The organism is Macrococcus bovicus (genome assembly GCF_030376725.1).
GTDB classification, from domain to species: Bacteria; Bacillota; Bacilli; order Staphylococcales; family Staphylococcaceae; genus Macrococcus; species Macrococcus bovicus.
The window spans coordinates 1,207,740-1,226,602 of sequence record NZ_CP128470.1 but is presented as its reverse complement, the minus strand read 5'-3'; the positions used below and the strand labels follow the sequence as shown (position 1 = coordinate 1,226,602).

Here is an 18,863-nt window from a genome sequence, read left to right as displayed (position 1 = left end):
AGTTATGATGACGAGTCTTTATATTCATATCCCGTTCTGCAATCGTATCTGTACATACTGCGACTTCAATAAGTTCCTCATCAAGAACCAGCCGGTTGATGTTTATATCGACTGTCTGATAAAGGAACTGAAGGAGATCCCGGGAAATATCGACACCTTGTTCATCGGCGGGGGGACCCCGACTGCATTGAACGTAGAACAACTGGAACGGCTGCTGAGCTTCATCTCTCAGCATTTTAAGATTGCCCGTGAGTTTACCATGGAAGCGAACCCTGATGAGCTGACAGCAGAGAAGATTCATATCATGAAACATTACCATGTCAACCGGCTCAGTCTCGGTGTACAGACATTCGATAATGACCTGTTGAAGCTGCTCGGACGCACGCATGTTGAAAGTGACATCAAAAAAGCGGTCGATACTGCGAAGTCCGCCGGAATAGAGTCGGTCAGCATCGACCTGATGTACCATCTGCCGACGCAGACCCTGCAGCAGGTCAAAGATGATTTAGAGCATGCGCTTGCCCTTGATATCGATCATATCTCGAGCTATTCACTCATCCTGGAACCGAAGACCCAGTTCTATAATCAGTACCGTAAAGGGATGTTGCAGCTGCCGGATGAGACGCTCGCTGCGGAAATGTATGATTATACAATCAGGCGTCTGGCGCAGTCTGATTTCAAGCAGTATGAGATTTCTAACTTCGCAAAAGAAGGTCATGAGTCCGCACATAATAAAGTCTACTGGCAGAATAAGGAATACTACGGCGCTGGGGCCGGCAGTCACGGCTATGTCAACGGCAGCCGCTACTATAATATTGCACCTGTCCCGCATTATATCAAAGCGATGACAAGAGGAAATGCGGTCAAAGAAAGACACCAGGTGACGCTTGAGGAGTCCATGGAGGAATTCATGTTCCTCGGCCTGCGCATGAATGAGGGCGTATCCAGAGCGGACTTCTTTGAGCGCTACGCCATCCAGATAGAGGACGTGTTTGGTGATGTGCTGTCACAGCTGGAGGAGAAGGGTCATCTGATACTGACAGAAGATAAAATTGCCATGACACCTGAAGGGCGTATGGTCGGTAATGATGTGTTTGAACAATTTCTACTTTCTATCTAGAAAGTAGATTTTTTTATCTTCAAACTGAAGTGTTTTACATTGACATACTTTGACCAATTTGATAAATTATTATTAGCACTTCGGATACAAGAGTGCTAAAGAGGTGAAACATGCTCACTAACAGACAAAAGATTTTATTGAACACTTTGGTTGAAGATTTTGTTGAAAGTGGTGTGCCTGTAGGTTCACGTACCCTGATGAATAAACATCAGCTGACTATCAGTTCAGCGACCATCCGTGCTGAGATGAAGAAGCTTGAAGAACAGGGCTTTATTGAAAAGACCCATATTTCTTCAGGCCGCATCCCTTCAATTGAAGGCTATAAACACTATATCAGCACCTTGCAGACTGAACATGCTGCAAGCACCGTCAGTCATGAGAACTTTGATGAGCTTGCGGATAAAGTGGCTGCTGCTACGCATTATTTTGCTGTTGTGACCGGCTATCATAAAGCCAGAAAAATAGCAGCGATCCATCTGGCTGCTGTCGCTCATTCATTGCTGATTGTATTGATTTACAGTGACGGTGAAGTTGAGCATGAGCAGCTGGGCTGGCACAGTCCGTTATCAGCGGAAGAACTGCTGGAACTCAACCAGTATTTTAATGCCATGCTTCATCATGAGAACATTACGTTTACACCACTTAACAAGCAGCTTGTATCGATGGTAAATCATTATGTCAACAGACGACTCGATAAGCCTGATCCAGTGATTCATAAGGCAGGACAGGAGTTTCTGTTTGATGCGGTCCCGAAAGACCTGGACGGTGTCCGGGATTTGATGTCTTACATCGAATCGGATCTGTTCATTGCCAAGCTTATTAGTATGAATGACGATTTGATTAATGTTAAGATAGGACAGGAAATCGATGATAAGCTTAATCATGTCTCACTCGTCACTAAACCGGTTCAGACTGAAGAAGTGGACGGACGGGTTGCTGTAATCGGACCTATTAAAATGAGCTATCGGAAAGTTTTTGAGGGACTTAGCGCACTCTAAGGAGGATATTGAATGACGGAAGAGAAAAACGTCCAGGAAGAAACAGTTCCTGAAGAAGAAGTAACTGCTGAAGCGCCTGTCGACACGACACCGATCGATGTTGACGGTGACGGTCTGGAGCAAAAGGTAGCAGATCTGGAAGCGGCGCTCGCAGCTAGTGAAGAAAAATATTTAAGATTATACGCTGAGTTTGACAACTATAAGAAACGGACGCGTACGGAACTTGAAACGGAGAAAACCTATCGTTCTCAGGCAGTACTGCGTGATGTGATTCCGACGCTTGATAATATCGAGCGTGCACTTGCTCAGAAGAGTGAGGATGAAACACTGATCAAAGGTGTGCAGATGGTATATGACAACTTAGTCAGTGCCCTGAAGGAACATGGGCTTGAAACAATCGAAGCACAGGATCAGCCTTTTGATCCGAACTTCCATCAGGCAGTCATGCAGGAAAAAGATGATTCTAAAGAATCCGGCATTGTGCTGGATGAACTGCAAAAAGGTTATAAATTAAAAGAACGTGTCTTAAGACCGTCAATGGTTAAAGTCAACGAATAATATAAACTGGAGGAATTCTAAATGAGTAAAGTAATCGGTATTGACTTAGGAACAACAAATTCATGTGTAGCTGTACTTGAAGGCGGAGAACCGAAAGTAATCGCTAACCCTGAAGGCAACCGCACAACTCCATCTGTTGTGGCATTCAAAAACGGTGAAACTCAGATCGGTGAAGTGGCGAAACGTCAGGCTATCACTAACCCAAATACAATCATCTCCATCAAACGTGAGATGGGTACTGACCACAAAGTGGAAGTGGATGGCAAACAATATTCACCGCAGGAAATCTCAGCGATGATTCTGCAGAACTTAAAAGCGACAGCTGAAGCCTACCTCGGCGAAACAGTTTCTAAAGCGGTCATCACAGTGCCGGCTTACTTCAATGATGCAGAACGTCAGGCGACTAAGGATGCAGGTAAAATCGCTGGTTTAGAAGTTGAACGTATTATCAATGAACCGACAGCAGCAGCACTTGCGTACGGCTTAGATAAAACTGAGAAAGACCAGAAAATCCTTGTCTTTGACTTAGGTGGCGGTACATTTGACGTCTCTATCCTTGAACTGGGTGATGGTGTATTCGAAGTCCTTTCAACAGCGGGTGATAACAGACTCGGTGGGGATGATTTCGACCAGGTGATCATCGACTTCTTAGTAGAAGAATTCAAGAAAGAAAACGGCTTAGATCTGTCTAAAGATAAAATGGCGATGCAACGTCTGAAAGATGCTGCTGAAAAAGCGAAAAAAGACTTATCAGGTGTCTCTTCAACGCAAATTTCATTACCATTCATTTCAGCGGGAGAAGCAGGTCCTCTTCACCTTGAAGTGACATTATCCCGTGCTAAATTTGAAGACTTATCTCGCAACCTAGTGGAAAAAACGATGGGCCCTACTCGTCAGGCATTAAAAGATGCGTCATTATCAGCATCTGATATCGATGAAGTGATTCTTGTTGGTGGTTCTACGCGTATTCCAGCGGTTCAGGAAGCAATCAAGAAAGAACTGAATAAAGAACCAAATAAAGGCGTTAACCCGGATGAGGTTGTAGCGATGGGTGCTGCCATCCAAGGTGGCGTTATCACAGGTGACGTTAAAGACATCGTTCTTCTTGATGTGACACCGTTGTCACTTGGTATTGAAACGATGGGCGGTGTATCGACTGTTCTGATTGAACGTAACACAACGATCCCGACTTCAAAATCACAAGTGTTCTCTACAGCAGCTGATAATCAGCCGGCAGTAGATGTGCACGTTCTCCAAGGGGAACGTCAGATGGCAGCGGACAACAAAACATTAGGTCGCTTCCAGTTGACTGATATTCCACCTGCACCACGCGGTGTACCGCAAATCCAGGTGACATTTGATATCGATAAAAATGGTATCGTTAATGTAACTGCTAAAGATTTAGGCACTCAGAAAGAACAGAAAATCACGATTCAGTCATCTTCAGCGTTATCAGATGAAGAGATCGACCGTATGGTGAAAGATGCTGAAGCGAACGCAGAAGCAGATAAAAAACGCCGTGAAGAAATCGATACACGTAACGAAGCGGATCAGATGGTCTTCACTGTAGAAAAAACATTAAAAGACCTTGAAGGTAAAGTGGACGATGCTGAGAAAGAAAAAGCAGAAGCTGCGAAAGAAGAACTGAAGAAAGCCCTTGAAGGTAATGACATCGAAGACATCAAAACGAAAAAAGATGCGCTGAATGAAATCATTCAGGCTTTATCAATGAAGCTGTATGAACAGATGGCTCAAGAGCAACAGGCTCAGGGTGAAGCAGCACCTCAGGATGATGTAGTGGATGCTGATTTTACAGAAGTAAAAGATGACGATAAAAAATAATAGCTGCCTCTAAAAAGTCAAAGTCAATTTATTGACTTTGACTTTTTCTGTAACAGCGGAAAAGGAGAATGACGAGTGGCAAAAAGAGATTATTATGAAGTGCTGGGATTATCAAAAGGCGCTTCAAAAGATGAAATAAAAAAAGCATACAGAAAACTGTCTAAAAAATATCATCCGGATATCAACAAGGAAGAAGGCGCAGACGAGAAGTTCAAGGAACTTTCAGAAGCCTATGAAGTGTTAAGCGATGACCAGAAGAAGGCGCAGTATGACCAGTTCGGGCATGCTGGCATGGGTCAGGGCGCAGGTTTCGGCGGCGCGGACTTCGGTGGCGGCTTCGGCGGCTTTGAAGATATTTTCAGCTCATTCTTCGGCGGCGGTGCCAGACGTGATCCAAATGCACCGAGAAAAGGGAATGACCTGCAATACCAGATGGACATCGATTTTAAAGAGGCTGTCTTCGGTGCGAATAAAGAAATTAAAGTCCGTAAAGAAGTCGTGTGTGACACATGTGACGGCTCTGGTGCGAAGCCGGGTACTGAAGTAAAACGCTGCTCGACATGTCACGGGCGCGGTCAGGTCGGCGTCGAACAGGAGACACCGTTCGGCCGTATCCGGACAGAGCGACCTTGTCCGGACTGTCAGGGAACAGGTAAGGAATACGAGGAGAGATGTACAGACTGTCGCGGTACCGGCGTAAAAGTAAAAGACGTCACAATCGATGTCACTATTCCTGCCGGCGTTGACAACGGTCAGCAGATACGTGTAGCAGGACAAGGGGAGCCAGGTATCAACGGCGGACCAGCCGGAGATCTCTATGTCGTCTTCCGGGTAGCTGAACATCCTGACTTTGACCGTGACGGCGATGATATCTTCTATAATCTTAAACTATCATTTGCACAGGCTGCGCTCGGTGATGAGATTGAAGTACCGACCTTAGACAGCCGCGTCAAGCTGACGATTCCTGCTGGAACACAGACAGGGAAACGCTTCCGTCTGAAAGACAAAGGGGTGCAGAATGTCCACGGCTACGGCAAAGGAGACCTTTACGTCACGGTGACTGTTGTAACACCTACGAAGATGACAGACCATCAGATTGAACTGCTGCGTGAATTCGCTGAAATTGATGGTGAAGAGCTGAATGAACAGAATGATAATTTCTTCGAAAAAACAAGACGCTTCTTCAGAGGAGAATAAACATGGATTATAAAGAGATCACGCTGATGATCAATCATGAAGTCGAGCCTTTTATTGCAGAGATTCTCAATGAACTGGGTGCAAACGGGGTCGTCATCGAAGATAGTCTGGAGCTGCAGAAAGGGCGGATTGAAACGTTCGGTGAAATCTATGAACTGAATCCGGCAGATTATCCTGAGCAAGATGTGCGGGTCAAATGCTACTACAGTGAATATGATTACAAGGATGAGCTGCTTTCTGAAATAGAGAAGGCCGTGAGAGCCCTGCAGGATGTAGAAGTGACACGTTTTGAAATAGAGACGGCTGATATCAAGGACGAGGACTGGGAGAATGAATGGAAGAATCATTTTCATGCATTCAAGGCCTCTGAACGCTTTACGGTTGTGCCGAGCTGGGAAGATTATCAGCCGGCAGATGACGAAGAGATCATTCATTTAGATCCGGGTATGGCTTTCGGTACAGGCGATCATGCGACGACTTCTATGTGTCTGCGGCTTGTCGAGGAATATGTGAAGCCTGGTATGTCCGTCATCGACGTCGGTACGGGTTCAGGTATCTTAAGTATCGCCGCACATCGTATGGGTGCAGCACCTATTCGTGCGGTTGACCTCGATAAAGTCGCGGTGAGAGTCGCTGAGGAGAACTTTAGAATCAATCACTGCGCTGACGCGATCGAGACCGATACCGGCAATCTTCTGGTCGGTGAAACAGAGAAACGTGATGTCGTCATCGCTAACATCCTCGCCCATATTGTTGATTTAATGATAGATGATGCCTTTACGCTCTTAAATGATGAAGGACTCTTCATTGCGTCAGGCATCATTGAGGAAAAAGAACAGATGATTACTGAGCATATGACTGAAGCAGGCTTTTCAATCAGAACAATCAGACGCGAAAAAGGCTGGGTAGCCATCCTCGCAGAGAAGGCCTAGCCATGCAGCGTTATTTTCTGGAGGAGTCGGCTGAAGTAGGCAGAACATTTGTCATCGATGCAAAAGAGGATGTCCACCATATTAAAAATGTGATGAGGCAGCAGCCAGGAGACGCACTGGTCATTAACTTTACGGACGGCACCTATCAAGCCACGATAGAGGAACTGTCGGAGAAAGTGTGGGTGCGGGTCACTGAGAAACTTGAACTTGATACAGAGCTTCCGGTTCATATCACAATAGCCAGCGGTCTTCTCAAAAATGATAAATATGAATGGATGCTGCAGAAAGCGACCGAATTAGGGGCGAGCCAGTTCCTGCCGTTTCAAGGCGAATTTTCTGTCGTCAGATGGGATGCGAAAAAAGCGGATAAAAAGCTTGAACGTTACCGTAAAATTATTAAAGAAGCAGCTGAACAGAGTTACCGTCAGCAGCTGCCGGTTATCGAGTTCACGTCTCAGCTGGCCGAGTTAAACGGCCGGTTTGATCATATGATCATCGCGTATGAAGAAAGTGCGAAGCATCATGAGCAGCAAGCATTCAAGCAGGCTGTCAGCCGGTTCCGTCGAGGTGACCGTGTGCTTCTGGTCTTCGGACCTGAAGGCGGTCTGAGCCCGAAGGAAGTGGCGATGCTTGAAGGTATAACGGCCGGTCTCGGTCCCCGGATTCTGCGGGCTGAAACAGCGCCGCTTTATGCACTATCAGCCATCAGTTACCATATGGAGCTACTGGATTAAAAGGCAGGATTCAGCTGAGTCCTGTCTTTTCTGGTGTCGGCCACTTGATTTTCAGCGGAGAAAAATAGTAAAATGTTAAGGTTATCGAAAAGCCGAGTGATAAATAGAAATTTGAAATAAAGAGGTGGACATTATGTCAACAGTTGCATTCCATACATTGGGCTGTAAAGTGAATCATTATGAGACAGAAGCCATCTGGCAGCTCTTCAAGGATGACGGTTATGACCGTGTAGATTTTGAGACAAATGCCGATGTCTATGTCATCAATACGTGTACTGTAACGAATACAGGCGATAAAAAAAGCCGGCAGGTCATCCGTCGTGCAATCCGTCGTAATCCAGATGCAGTCATCTGTGTAACAGGGTGTTATGCTCAGACATCACCCGCAGAAATTATGGACATTCCCGGTGTCGATATCGTCGTAGGCACACAGGACCGCCACAAAATGCTGCCTTATATCGAGGAGTTCAAGACAGCACGTCAGCCGATCAACGGCGTGACCAATATTATGAAGAATCGGACATATGAAGAACTTGATGTCCCTTATTTTACAGACAGAACACGTGCATCCCTTAAGATTCAGGAAGGCTGCAATAACTTCTGTACCTTCTGTATCATCCCATGGGCCCGCGGTCTCATGCGTTCCCGTGATCCGAAGGAAGTCGTCAGACAAGCAAGCCAGCTTGTGGATGCCGGCTATCAGGAGATTGTTTTGACAGGGATTCATACCGGCGGCTACGGGGAAGATCTGAAGAACTACAATCTCGCGCAGCTGCTGCGTGACCTTGAACAGATTGAAGGTCTGAAACGTATTCGGATCTCCTCTATTGAAGCGAGTCAGCTGACAGATGAGGTCATTGATGTCATTGATCAGAGCGAGAAAGTCGTGCGTCATCTGCATATCCCGCTTCAATCAGGCAGTGACACCGTCCTGAAACGGATGCGCCGGAAGTATACGATGGCTCATTTCTCTGAGCGGCTGCAGAAGCTCCATGCCATTATGCCAGGACTCGCTGTGACGAGTGATGTGATTGTCGGCTTCCCGGGAGAGACTGAGGAAGAATTCATGGAAACCTATCGCTTCATTGAATCGCATAAATTCTCTGAACTGCATGTCTTTCCCTATTCAATGCGTACCGGAACTCCGGCAGCCCGCATGACGGACCAGATTGATGAAGACATTAAAAATAACCGTGTCCATCAGCTGATCAGCTTATCCGATCAGCTTGCTAAAGAATATGCAAGCAAGTTTGAAGGGGAAGTACTGGAAGTCATTCCGGAGGAAAAAGGTTCGGCTGATGGTCAGCTCATCGGTTATACAGATAATTATCTCAAAGTTCAGTTCGAAGGCAGCGAAACACTAATCGGTGAGCTGGTTAAAGTGAAGATCACGGAGGCGGGTTATCCCGTGAATCACGGTCAGTTTGTCAAGGTCATGCCGAAGGTGCAGACTGTCGCAGCAGCTGGCAGATAAATTCACTATTGACCAGTTAAAACGAGTATATTATAATATTTGAGTACATAGTTATCTATGTTTAATTAGTTCCGCTGATATTTGGAGGGAGGGAAATTTAATGTCTAAAACAGTTGTTCGTAAAAACGAATCTATTGAAGATGCTTTACGTCGTTTCAAACGTACAGTTTCTAAAAGTGGTACGATTCAAGATGCTCGTAAACACGAATTCTACGAAAAACCAAGTGTTAAACGTAAAAAGAAATCAGAAGCTGCACGTAAACGTAAATTCAAATAATATTTGATCTCCCTCAAATATTATCTATAGATAAGCACAGGCTGACGCCTGTGCTTTTTTGTTACCTTAAAGTTTTCTTAAATTTTTTTGTAATTGTTATAAGATATTTCCACATCATGTATAATAAGGGCAAGGAGGTGGCTTTTTGTCGTTCACATCATATGAGATGATACTTCTGATATTGATGGTTGTCATTTTTTTATCGGCTGTTGCTCAGTTGTTTTCATCCAGACTCTCTGCTGCTGGCATCATCCTGCTCTTCGCCTGTGCAGGATTTGTCATCATGACAGGAATGACCGGTGAGCTGGAAATGATCTCAGTGATCCTGTTTGTCACAGGTGTCATTTTAATGATACTGGAGTTATTTGTGATTGGTGCTGTTCTGGGGATATTGGGAGCGCTCATGGTCTTCAGCAGTTTCCTCCTCATCGGCGAAGATATTTCAATGATGGCAGTTTTCCTCGCAGTCAGTCTGGCATCAGCATTATTGGAGTGGATAGTGATGGTCAAATTTTTTGGTAAATCTATTCCGCTCTTCAGAAACGTAATACTGACGGATTCAACGTCAAAGGAAGCAGGCTATTCCTCACATGATGACAGAAGTCACCTTGTAGGTCAGATTGCGCTGACGATGACACCGCTGAGACCGTCTGGCATTATAACTTTTGAAGGCAAGCGGATAGACGCAGTCAGTGAAGGGTCCTTCATCGACAAAGACCGGGAAGTCAGAATTATTTTAGTCGAAGGGACCCGAGTTGTCGTCAGAGCATTATAGTAGAAGGAGTGTTTAGAATGGAATGGATAGCATTGCTTATTATTTTAGGACTTGTTTTAGTGTTCCTGATGGTATTGTTCACCTTTGTTCCTGTCGGTCTATGGATTTCAGCCCTGGCAGCAGGCGTTAAAGTCGGTATCGGGACGTTGGTCGGTATGCGGTTACGGCGTGTATCTCCGCGTCGTGTCATTGACCCGCTGATTAAAGCGCATAAAGCCGGTCTGCACTTAACGACCAATCAGCTTGAGTCCCACTATTTAGCGGGTGGGAATGTGGACCGCGTGGTCGACGCGATTATTGCAGCGCAACGTGCCGACATCAACCTGCCTTTTGAAAGAGGCGCGGCGATTGACCTTGCCGGCCGTGACGTACTGGAGGCAGTCCAGATGTCGGTTAACCCTAAAGTGATTGAAACACCCTTTATCGCCGGTGTGGCCATGAACGGGATTGAAGTGAAAGCGAAAGCTAGAATCACAGTACGGGCTAATATTGAAAGACTCGTCGGTGGGGCGGGGGAAGAGACAATCGTCGCCCGTGTCGGTGAAGGGATTGTCTCTACCATCGGCTCAAGTCAGTCCCATACTTCAGTACTTGAAAATCCGGATATGATCTCGCAGACGGTTCTGGGGAAGGGACTGGACTCCGGTACGGCCTTTGAAATTCTGTCAATCGATATAGCGGATGTCGATATCGGCAAGAATATCGGTGCTGACCTGCAGACAGAGCAGGCGATGGCAGACAAGAACATCGCTCAGGCCAAAGCAGAGGAACGCCGTGCAATGGCTGTCGCTCAGGAGCAGGAGATGAAAGCCCGCGTCCAGGAAATGCGCGCGAAAGTAGTGGAGGCGGAAGCAGAAGTACCGCTTGCGATGGCTAAGGCACTGCAGGAAGGCAATATCGGAGTCATGGATTACTATAACCTGAAAAATATCGAATCAGATACAGGGATGCGCAACGCCATCAACAAGTTGACGGATCAAGGTGAGCAGACGCCACCTAGAAAGTAGGTGGACGCGATGTCAATAGGAACGATTATTTTCATCATCGGGATTATTATCACAATCGGCCAGTCAGTCGTAGAGAAGATGGGCAAGAAGGAAGACGTCAAGCCTGTCATCAGTAAACTGCAGGACTTTGAACAGCGCGTGCAGCAGAACATCCATAAGCAATCTGAGACGTATCAGGCTGCTCAGAGGAGGGCTCAGGAAGTCATTCAAGAAGTTTCTCCGGCGAGTGGACTTCGCCAGACGAAGAGTCAAGCAGCGAGACCGAGAAAGGTCGATCAGGTTGAAAAAGTGCTGACTGATACACATCTGACCCCACAACAGAAAGCACATCGGTTAGAAGCGATCAAAAGCCAGGATCTGACGGAGCCGGATAACTTTAAGTTTGAGATAACGAATGAAAATCTGGTCCATAGTCTCATCGTGGCTGAACTGTTAGCACCACCTAAATCGAAAAGGTAAGAGAGCATTCGCTCTCTTTTTTTGTGCTAAAATGGAGAAAAGAGGTGAGCATATGAAATTTCAGAGCCAGGGCAATCCGTTGTTTTATGGTATCACTGTGATACTGATCTCTATGCTTGTATTTTATTATTTCATCAGTTCTTTTCCCATGTTCCTTTTCACTTTTCTTTTGACGGCGCTGTTAATTACCATGCTGCTGAGGGAATACTATATCATCAGCAGTGTACTGACCGTTCATAGAGGTATCGGCCGGATTCAGATCGATATCATGCAGATCGAAGTGCTCAATGTGGCCCTCTACGGCAGCCGGGTAGGTGTCGAAATCTGCTCGAAAGACGCTGATAAAATTGTGGTCTTTCCGGTTGAAACAGAACGTTTCGTCAAGCTGCTGCTGAAGCGTAATCCGAAGATCTATCTACAGAATCAGCAGAACATGGATGCGGTAAGATGCAACTTGTAGTCTGCTATGGTAAATTTAAAGTAATCAATCATAAAGGAGTTTTTGAATGCCACAGACAATTGGTATAGAAGATGTTAATGAAGCGCAGGCCCTTTTAGGTAACCACGATGAACATATCAGTTACCTGGAAGAAGCTTTCAATGTGGAGATTCATACACGTGGCGGTCAGGTGACGGTCAGCGGAGATGAAGAAGACGTTGAAAAAGCTGAGGCTGTCATCGTTAACTTATTGAAGGTGATTCAAAAAGGGATGAACATCTCATTAAAAGATGTCCAGTCAGCTGCCCGGATGGCTGAGAAAGGGACAGTGCACTACTTGACAGATCTCTACGATGAAGAGATAACGAAGGATGCATTCGGCAAGTCTATTCGCGCCAAAACAATGGGGCAACGACTTTATGTGCATCAGATCAAGAAAAATGACCTGGTCTTCGGCATCGGGCCTGCGGGGACAGGGAAGACATTTCTCGCGGTTGTGATGGCGGCTAAAAGTCTGCGTGCAGGCAAGGTCAAGCGTATTGTACTGACACGGCCGGCCGTTGAAGCGGGTGAGTCACTGGGCTTTCTGCCGGGGGATTTGAAGGAGAAGGTGGATCCTTATCTCCGTCCTCTCTATGACGGTCTCCATCATGTTCTTGGAGCAGAGCAGACAGCACGCCTGATAGAGCGCGGTGTCATTGAAGTTGCGCCGCTTGCCTATATGCGTGGCCGCACACTTGATGATGCCTTTATCATACTCGATGAAGCGCAGAACACGACCCATGCCCAGATGAAGATGTTCTTAACCCGTCTCGGCTTCGGCTCTAAAATGGTCATCACGGGCGATAAGACACAGATCGACCTGCCGAAGAATACGAAAAGCGGCCTGGTTGAAGCTGAAGCCCGCCTCAGCCATGTGCCGGGCATCGCAATCCAGGAATTTGAATCAGCAGATGTTGTCCGCCATCCACTGGTCGGAAAAATAATTAAAGCATATGAAGGTGATGAATAATGCTGACAGTTGAATTTATTGATGAACAACAGACGATTGAACCGGCGTTTCTGCCGGAAGTAGAAGCATTGCTGCAGTTTGCGGCAGAAGAAGAAGGCATCACAGAAGAAGCAGAAGTCGCTGTGTCGTTTGTGACCAGTGAGGAGATCCAGGAGATCAATCGTCAGTACCGCGATAAGGACAGCGTCACAGATGTGATCAGCTTCGCACTCGAAGAAGGTGAGGAGGATTTCGAAGACCCTTCAGAAATCAGAGTGCTAGGTGACATTATTATCTGTATTGAACGTGCCAAAGAACAGGCGCAGGACTACGGCCATTCTTTTGAGCGCGAACTCGGCTTTCTGTCGCTGCATGGATTGCTGCACCTGCTGGGTTACGATCATATGACAGAAGAGGAAGAGAAAATCATGTTCGGGCGTCAGGACGCTATTTTAGCCGCTTACGGGCTGACGCGAGACCGATGATGAAACGCTTTATTTATCCGCTGCAGGGTCTGCTGACTCTGCTGAAGAAAGACCGCAATTTTATTCTGCATTTACTTGCTGCTCTGATTGTCATACTGGCGGGCCTTTTTTTCAGATTGACGACGCTAGAATGGCTGTTCATCATCATTGCCATCTTCACCGTGCTTGTTGCTGAGGTGCTGAATACATCAGTCGAATTTGTGGTGGACCTTGTGACGGAGGACTATCATGAGCTGGCGAAACACGCCAAAGATACCGCTGCATTCGCAGTCGTGCTGGCCAGCTTCATGAGTGCATTGATCGGTCTGATCATCTTTATCCCTTATATATTAATGCTGCTTGCAGCTTAAGGAGGAAATAACATGGAATTTAAACAGGAATGGTACGAAGAAGTAAGAAAAGCGCAGAAGAATGCTTACACCCCTTACTCAAAGTTTAATGTCGGCGCCTATCTGATTGCGAAAGATGGCACGGCATTTCACGGCTGTAATGTAGAAAATGCGGCATACGGCGAAGCTATCTGTGCAGAACGGACAGCCCTGGTCTCAGCAGTTGCGAAGGGCTACCGGCCAGGTGATTTTGCCGCTATCGTAGTGACGACCGATACAGATAAGCCTTCTTCTCCCTGCGGTGCCTGCCGTCAGGTAATCAATGAATTATGTGACGATGACATGCCGGTCTATCTGACTAATCATAACGGTGATGTCATTGAGAGAACAGTAGCAGACTTACTGCCGCTTGGTTTCTCAGGAAAGGATCTGAATTAATGACAGCTTTTAAATCGGGGTTTGTGGCGATTATCGGACGCCCCAATGTAGGAAAATCCACTTTTATGAACCGCGTGCTCGGGCAGAAGGTCGCGATCATGTCCGATAAGGCGCAGACCACACGCAACAAAGTTCAGGGTGTCCTGACGACAGATGACGCCCAGATTATTTTTATCGATACACCCGGCATTCATAAACCGAAGCACGTCCTCGGTGACTACATGATGAAAGTGGCAAAGAATACGCTGCGTGAAGTGGATGCGATTCTCTTTATGGTGAATGTTGAAGAAAGCATCGGCCGCGGTGATGAGTTTATCATCGAGATGCTGAAAAACAGTAAGACACCGGTCTTTCTGGTGCTGAATAAAATCGACCTGATTCATCCGGATGAGCTGATTACAGAGATAGAGAAATACAAAGACTTGCTGCCGTTCGCTGAGATCGTGCCGATTTCCGCCTTACAGGGCAACAATGTTGATACATTAGTTGAGGTGATCAGCGGTTACCTGCCGCCCGGCCCTATGTACTACCCTAAGGACCAGATTTCCGATCACCCGGAACATTTCATCGTCGCGGAACTGATCAGGGAGAAGGCCCTCCATCTGACCAGCCAGGAGATTCCCCATGCAATCGGCGTGAACGTTGAGAAGATGCTCCGGCAGGATGATGACAAGGTGCATGTCGAGGCGACCATCTATGTTGAACGCGACTCTCAAAAAGGCATCGTCATCGGCAAGCAGGGCAAGATGCTGAAGGAAATCGGCATCCGGGCCCGTCAGGATATCGAACGTCTGCTAGGTTCAAAAGTCTATCTTGAACTATGGGTAAAGGTTCAGAAAGACTGGCGCAATAAGCCGAACTTCATCAGACAGATCGGTTATCGTGAAGACGAGTATTAATGCTGAATAAAGTGAATGGCATCGTCTTAAGACGGGTTCCTTACGGTGATTCTCATTTAATTATTACTTTTCTTGCCGAACATGGCCGTAAAATTGCAGTGATGGCAAGAAATGCACGCAAATCCAAGAAATGGGGTTCATCACTCGACCTGTTTTATGAGAACCTGTTTATTTTCTCACAGTTCAAGGGGATGGGGACACTGACCTCTGTCGATACATTTAACAGTCATTATGCACTTAGAAATGACCTCTACTCATTGACCTATGCCCAGTATATTGCCGAGCTGATTGACCGGTCGCTTGATGAGGAGGATGAGAACAGGTTCTGTTATACGCTGCTCAAGTTTGGACTGGATAAGATTTCTGAGGGACATGATCCGGCTGTCATCGCGCTCATTGTCAGTCTCAAAATGATGCGATTATATGGTTATCAGCCTAATTTCAATAGGAGTGAAATCGACCAGTCAACTGATGCGCAGGCTTTCACTGCTTATTCGTTTAAATATAACAGTGTTCTCACAGCGGGGCAGCTTGCACAGGATATTCACGCGATTCCCGTCTCAAGTCGAGCACTTTATGTATTGAACCTGTTCATCCATCTGCCGCTGGAGCAGTTCAGTCAGATCAATATCAACAAGGACACGATTAAAGAGATGGAGCGCCTGGTCTTCAAGATGTATGATGAGTATACAGGTGTCTATCTGAAATCACGTAAAATACTTGAACAGCTCTAAAAAGAACGTCAGACTTTTATAGTCTGACGTTCTTTTCGGTTAAAATTTAATTTTTTCACTTAAGAAGTGCTTCACTTCTGAGATCGGCATGCGAATCTGTTCCATTGTATCACGGTCGCGGACAGTGACTTGATGATCTTCCAGAGAATCGAAATCAAATGTAATGCAGTATGGAGTACCGATTTCATCCTGACGACGGTAGCGTTTCCCGATTGACTGACTTTCATCAAAGTCGATGTTGAAATCTGCACTCAGTTCCTCAAAAACTTTCAAAGCATCTTGAGACAGTTTTTTGCTGAGCGGCAGAATCGCTGCTTTATAAGGTGCAAGAGCTGGGTGGAAACGCATAACAGTACGTGTATCATCACCTTCCAGTTTTTCTTCAGTATAGGCATCGCATAGGAAAGCGAGCGTCACACGATCCGCACCGAGAGAAGGCTCGATGACATACGGTAAATATTTTTCATTTGTCTCTGGGTCATGGTATGTGAAGTCGTCGCCTGAATGTTCCATATGTTTTCTCAGGTCGAAATCTGTACGGCTCGCAATACCCCATAATTCACCCCAGCCGAACGGGAATTTATATTCGATGTCTGTTGTCGCATTTGAATAGTGAGACAGCTCATCTTCATCGTGATCACGAAGCTTGGTGTTTTCTTCTTTGATGCCGAGTGTTTTCAGCCAGTTCGCTGCGAAATCTTTCCAGTAGTTCTGCCATTCGATTTCTGTTCCGGGTTTGCAGAAGAATTCAAGTTCCATCTGTTCAAATTCACGTGTACGGAAAGTGAAGTTACCGGGTGTGATCTCATTACGGAATGACTTACCGATCTGACCGATACCGAACGGCAGCTTTTTACGCATTGAACGCTGCACATTCTTATAGTTGACGAAGATACCTTGTGCGGTCTCAGGACGTAGGAAGATTTCGTTTGTTGAATTCTCAGTGACACCCTGGAATGTCTTGAACATCAGGTTGAACTGACGGATATCTGTCCAGTTCGCCGTCCCGGATTCTGCACATACGATACCTTTCTCATCGATGAACTGCTTCATCTCCTCAAAGCTCATACCGTCAGCGATAAAATGTTCATCACCTTGAGCATGCATGTAGTCTTCAATCAGTTTATCAGCACGATAACGGATTTTAGAGTCCTTATTATCAATCATCGGATCATTGAAGTTTGCAAGGTGGCCGCTTGCTTCCCATGTCTTAGGATTCATCAGAATAGCCGCATCCAGTCCGACGTTATAAGGCGACTGCTGGATAAACTTCTGCCACCATGCTTTTTTGACGTTGTTCTTCAGTTCAACGCCGAGTGGGCCGTAGTCCCAGGTGTTTGCAAGACCGCCGTAGATCTCACTCCCTGGAAATACAAAGCCGCGATGTTTTGCTAATGCTACGATTGTTTCCATGTTTGTCATAATAAATACCTCCTGTAATTTTAGCGGATAAAAAAAGTCCCAAGGCCAAGGCCTTGGGACGAGTATATTTTACCCGCGGTTCCACCCAAATTAGTGTTTCCACTCATCTTTACTATTCAACTCATCAGGCCAATTCAGTGTTAAGCTTGCACCATCCTTAACTCGCTTACAAAGAATATATCATGTTTTTTTATAGAGGACAATATTTATGTCGATTGATTGTTTTTAACGCATTTAAGTCGTATAATATATTTATCTAATTATGTCTTAATAGGGGTGCTGACTATCGAACTGAACACAAGGCAGAATAAAATACTGCAAATCGTTAAAAACAATGGCCCCATCACCGGTGAGAAGATAGCTGAACAGCTCAGTCTAACTCGTGCGACTTTAAGACCGGACCTCGCGATTCTGACCATGGCAGGTTACCTGGATGCAAGACCGCGCGTCGGTTATTTCTATACGGGTAAGTCCAGTACACAGCTGTTATCAGAATCCATCAAGAAATTTTATGTCAAAGATTTTCAATCACTGCCTTCCTTAATCAAGGAAGACGTTTCTGTTTATGAGGCCATCACCAAGATGTTTCTCGATGATGTCGGTACTTTATTTATTCTGAATGAAGCGAATGAACTGGTGGGCATCTGTTCAAGGAAAGATTTACTGAGAGCGACCATGGGCGGACAGGACGTCCATGCGACACCTGTCAATATCATCATGACGCGCATGCCGAATATCGCGGTGGTCTTTCCGGATGACCTCTTATTGTATGCAGCCAATCTGCTCATCGACCGGGAGATCGATTCGCTGCCTGTCGTCACGCAGAAAGGCTCGGCTTTTGAAGTGACGGGCCGCATTACGAAAACAACCATCACACGTGCCTTTGTCGCACTGATAGAAGATGAATAGGAGACACATTATGGATGAAATCAGATTGATCATTGCCTCAGACTCTGTCGGTGAAACAGCTGAACTTGTCACGAAAGCATGCACTTCGCAGTTCAATCAGTTTGGTAAGGCACTTGACACTGTCAGATTACCTTACATTGAAACACCTGAAAATGTTGATGAAGTGATCTCTATAGCCAAAGAACAGCAGTCCATTGTTATCTATACGCTCGTCAAGCCGGCGATCCGCCAGTATATGAAGGAGCAGCTGGAAGCAAATCAATTAAAACACGTGGATATCATGGGACCGCTCATGACTATTCTGACGGAAGAATTGAATGAACAGCCGTTAAATGAGCCGGGCATGGTGCATAAGCTCGATGAGGATTACTTCAAGAAAATTGAAGCGATAGAATTCGCGGTTAAATATGATGACGGCCGCGATCCGAGAGGTCTGACAAAGGCGGACATCGTGCTGATCGGTGTATCGAGAACCTCGAAAACACCGCTTAGCCAGTACCTCGCGCATAAACGATATAAAGTGATGAACGTACCTCTTGTACCGGAAGTTGATCCACCGGAGCTGCTATTTAAAATCGATCCGGCTAAATGTATCGCACTTAAAATCGATCCCGAGAAACTGAATGCCATTCGTAAGGAAAGGCTGATGCAGCTGGGCTTAAACGATGATGCCAGCTATGCACAGGATCAGCGTATACATGAAGAGCTCGCTTACTTCGAGAAAATCGTTTCAAGAATCGACTGTCCAGTGATTGACGTCTCAAACAAAGCGATAGAAGAAACCGCGAATGAAATCATTAAGATCGTCACAGCAAGAAGTAGTTCTAAGTAAGTAGGTGACACA

At 46.0% G+C, this 18,863-nt stretch carries 22 protein-coding genes; 21 read left to right on the top strand and 1 reads right to left on the bottom strand.

The features are described 5' to 3' along the window. The first annotated feature begins 4 nt into the window (after positions 1-4). The 19 genes from hemW (at position 5) to recO (ending at position 15,688) form a co-directional block, all read left to right on the top strand. On the top strand, positions 5-1,120 hold the full coding sequence (hemW, locus tag QSV55_RS06690; RefSeq protein WP_289649581.1) for a radical SAM family heme chaperone HemW: 1,116 nt from the start codon (positions 5-7) through the stop codon (positions 1,118-1,120). Positions 1,121-1,230: 110 nt separating this feature from the next. Beyond that, positions 1,231-2,118, top strand: a complete 888-nt coding sequence (locus QSV55_RS06685) for a hypothetical protein (protein ID WP_289649580.1) — start codon at positions 1,231-1,233, stop codon at positions 2,116-2,118. Between the two features lie 12 nt (positions 2,119-2,130). Then, a complete protein-coding gene (gene grpE, locus QSV55_RS06680; RefSeq protein ID WP_133450784.1) occupies positions 2,131-2,676 on the top strand; it encodes a nucleotide exchange factor GrpE in 546 nt (181 codons plus the stop codon). Positions 2,677-2,697: 21 nt separating this feature from the next. After that, a complete protein-coding gene (gene dnaK / locus QSV55_RS06675) occupies positions 2,698-4,518 on the top strand; it encodes a molecular chaperone DnaK (RefSeq protein ID WP_289649579.1) in 1,821 nt (606 codons plus the stop codon). 75 nt (positions 4,519-4,593) lie between these two features. Next, positions 4,594-5,715 (top strand): molecular chaperone DnaJ, encoded by a 1,122-nt coding sequence (dnaJ, locus tag QSV55_RS06670; protein ID WP_289649578.1) that lies wholly within the window; start codon positions 4,594-4,596, stop codon positions 5,713-5,715. Positions 5,716-5,717: 2 nt separating this feature from the next. Beyond that, the gene (gene prmA, locus QSV55_RS06665; protein WP_289649577.1) at positions 5,718-6,647 is read left to right on the top strand and encodes a 50S ribosomal protein L11 methyltransferase; all 930 of its coding nucleotides are present in this window, start codon (positions 5,718-5,720) and stop codon (positions 6,645-6,647) included. 2 nt (positions 6,648-6,649) lie between these two features. Further along, entirely contained in the window at positions 6,650-7,381 is a 732-nt protein-coding gene (locus tag QSV55_RS06660) for a 16S rRNA (uracil(1498)-N(3))-methyltransferase (RefSeq protein WP_289649576.1), read from the top strand. A 133-nt stretch (positions 7,382-7,514) separates the two neighbouring features. Further along, positions 7,515-8,855 (top strand): tRNA (N(6)-L-threonylcarbamoyladenosine(37)-C(2))-methylthiotransferase MtaB, encoded by a 1,341-nt coding sequence (mtaB, locus tag QSV55_RS06655; RefSeq protein ID WP_133450779.1) that lies wholly within the window; start codon positions 7,515-7,517, stop codon positions 8,853-8,855. A gap of 100 nt (positions 8,856-8,955) precedes the next feature. Continuing rightward, complete coding sequence (gene rpsU / locus QSV55_RS06650) at positions 8,956-9,132, top strand: 30S ribosomal protein S21 (protein ID WP_133417242.1); 177 nt, start codon at positions 8,956-8,958, stop codon at positions 9,130-9,132. 145 nt (positions 9,133-9,277) lie between these two features. Further along, positions 9,278-9,907: an NfeD family protein gene (locus QSV55_RS06645; RefSeq protein ID WP_289649575.1), complete on the top strand. Its 630-nt coding sequence runs from the start codon at positions 9,278-9,280 to the stop codon at positions 9,905-9,907. A 17-nt stretch (positions 9,908-9,924) separates the two neighbouring features. Next, positions 9,925-10,914: a flotillin-like protein FloA gene (floA, locus tag QSV55_RS06640; RefSeq protein WP_133450778.1), complete on the top strand. Its 990-nt coding sequence runs from the start codon at positions 9,925-9,927 to the stop codon at positions 10,912-10,914. Between the two features lie 9 nt (positions 10,915-10,923). Further along, positions 10,924-11,373: a hypothetical protein gene (locus tag QSV55_RS06635; RefSeq protein WP_289649574.1), complete on the top strand. Its 450-nt coding sequence runs from the start codon at positions 10,924-10,926 to the stop codon at positions 11,371-11,373. Between the two features lie 52 nt (positions 11,374-11,425). Beyond that, entirely contained in the window at positions 11,426-11,833 is a 408-nt protein-coding gene (locus QSV55_RS06630; RefSeq protein WP_289649573.1) for a PH domain-containing protein, read from the top strand. Between the two features lie 46 nt (positions 11,834-11,879). Then, complete coding sequence (locus QSV55_RS06625; RefSeq protein ID WP_133450775.1) at positions 11,880-12,824, top strand: PhoH family protein; 945 nt, start codon at positions 11,880-11,882, stop codon at positions 12,822-12,824. Then, complete coding sequence (ybeY, locus tag QSV55_RS06620) at positions 12,824-13,288, top strand: rRNA maturation RNase YbeY (RefSeq protein ID WP_133450774.1); 465 nt, start codon at positions 12,824-12,826, stop codon at positions 13,286-13,288. The genes QSV55_RS06625 and ybeY overlap by 1 nt, the downstream gene beginning before the upstream one ends. Next, entirely contained in the window at positions 13,288-13,638 is a 351-nt protein-coding gene (locus tag QSV55_RS06615) for a diacylglycerol kinase family protein (protein ID WP_289649572.1), read from the top strand. Before ybeY ends, QSV55_RS06615 begins: the two co-directional genes overlap by 1 nt. Before the next feature lie 12 nt (positions 13,639-13,650). Next, on the top strand, positions 13,651-14,055 hold the full coding sequence (gene cdd / locus QSV55_RS06610) for a cytidine deaminase (RefSeq protein WP_133450772.1): 405 nt from the start codon (positions 13,651-13,653) through the stop codon (positions 14,053-14,055). Continuing rightward, entirely contained in the window at positions 14,055-14,954 is a 900-nt protein-coding gene (gene era / locus QSV55_RS06605; protein ID WP_133450771.1) for a GTPase Era, read from the top strand. Before cdd ends, era begins: the two co-directional genes overlap by 1 nt. Beyond that, on the top strand, positions 14,954-15,688 hold the full coding sequence (recO, locus tag QSV55_RS06600; protein ID WP_289649571.1) for a DNA repair protein RecO: 735 nt from the start codon (positions 14,954-14,956) through the stop codon (positions 15,686-15,688). The genes era and recO overlap by 1 nt, the downstream gene beginning before the upstream one ends. A gap of 39 nt (positions 15,689-15,727) precedes the next feature. Here recO and QSV55_RS06595 read toward each other — a convergent pair whose 3' ends face one another. Further along, positions 15,728-17,113, bottom strand: a complete 1,386-nt coding sequence (locus QSV55_RS06595) for a glycine--tRNA ligase (RefSeq protein ID WP_133450769.1) — start codon at positions 17,111-17,113, stop codon at positions 15,728-15,730. 273 nt (positions 17,114-17,386) lie between these two features. On the opposite strand from QSV55_RS06595, the gene QSV55_RS06590 reads away from it, so the two are divergent. Next, positions 17,387-18,019, top strand: coding sequence for a helix-turn-helix transcriptional regulator (locus QSV55_RS06590; protein WP_133450768.1), 633 nt, complete (start codon positions 17,387-17,389; stop codon positions 18,017-18,019). A gap of 10 nt (positions 18,020-18,029) precedes the next feature. Further along, the gene (locus QSV55_RS06585) at positions 18,030-18,851 is read left to right on the top strand and encodes a pyruvate, water dikinase regulatory protein (RefSeq protein WP_289649570.1); all 822 of its coding nucleotides are present in this window, start codon (positions 18,030-18,032) and stop codon (positions 18,849-18,851) included. Positions 18,852-18,863: the final 12 nt, after the last annotated feature.

Bases quoted from the DNA above. Each gene is read 5' to 3' on its own strand.
- hemW (WP_289649581.1), top strand. From the start codon at position 5: ATGATGACGAGTCTTTATATTCATATCCCGTTCTGCAATCGTATCTGT.
- QSV55_RS06685 (WP_289649580.1), top strand. From the start codon at position 1,231: ATGCTCACTAACAGACAAAAGATTTTATTGAACACTTTGGTTGAAGAT.
- grpE (WP_133450784.1), top strand. From the start codon at position 2,131: ATGACGGAAGAGAAAAACGTCCAGGAAGAAACAGTTCCTGAAGAAGAA.
- dnaK (WP_289649579.1), top strand. From the start codon at position 2,698: ATGAGTAAAGTAATCGGTATTGACTTAGGAACAACAAATTCATGTGTA.
- prmA (WP_289649577.1), top strand. From the start codon at position 5,718: ATGGATTATAAAGAGATCACGCTGATGATCAATCATGAAGTCGAGCCT.
- QSV55_RS06660 (WP_289649576.1), top strand. From the start codon at position 6,650: ATGCAGCGTTATTTTCTGGAGGAGTCGGCTGAAGTAGGCAGAACATTT.
- mtaB (WP_133450779.1), top strand. From the start codon at position 7,515: ATGTCAACAGTTGCATTCCATACATTGGGCTGTAAAGTGAATCATTAT.
- rpsU (WP_133417242.1), top strand. From the start codon at position 8,956: ATGTCTAAAACAGTTGTTCGTAAAAACGAATCTATTGAAGATGCTTTA.
- floA (WP_133450778.1), top strand. From the start codon at position 9,925: ATGGAATGGATAGCATTGCTTATTATTTTAGGACTTGTTTTAGTGTTC.
- QSV55_RS06635 (WP_289649574.1), top strand. From the start codon at position 10,924: ATGTCAATAGGAACGATTATTTTCATCATCGGGATTATTATCACAATC.
- QSV55_RS06630 (WP_289649573.1), top strand. From the start codon at position 11,426: ATGAAATTTCAGAGCCAGGGCAATCCGTTGTTTTATGGTATCACTGTG.
- QSV55_RS06625 (WP_133450775.1), top strand. From the start codon at position 11,880: ATGCCACAGACAATTGGTATAGAAGATGTTAATGAAGCGCAGGCCCTT.
- ybeY (WP_133450774.1), top strand. From the start codon at position 12,824: ATGCTGACAGTTGAATTTATTGATGAACAACAGACGATTGAACCGGCG.
- QSV55_RS06615 (WP_289649572.1), top strand. From the start codon at position 13,288: ATGAAACGCTTTATTTATCCGCTGCAGGGTCTGCTGACTCTGCTGAAG.
- cdd (WP_133450772.1), top strand. From the start codon at position 13,651: ATGGAATTTAAACAGGAATGGTACGAAGAAGTAAGAAAAGCGCAGAAG.
- era (WP_133450771.1), top strand. From the start codon at position 14,055: ATGACAGCTTTTAAATCGGGGTTTGTGGCGATTATCGGACGCCCCAAT.
- recO (WP_289649571.1), top strand. From the start codon at position 14,954: ATGCTGAATAAAGTGAATGGCATCGTCTTAAGACGGGTTCCTTACGGT.
- QSV55_RS06585 (WP_289649570.1), top strand. From the start codon at position 18,030: ATGGATGAAATCAGATTGATCATTGCCTCAGACTCTGTCGGTGAAACA.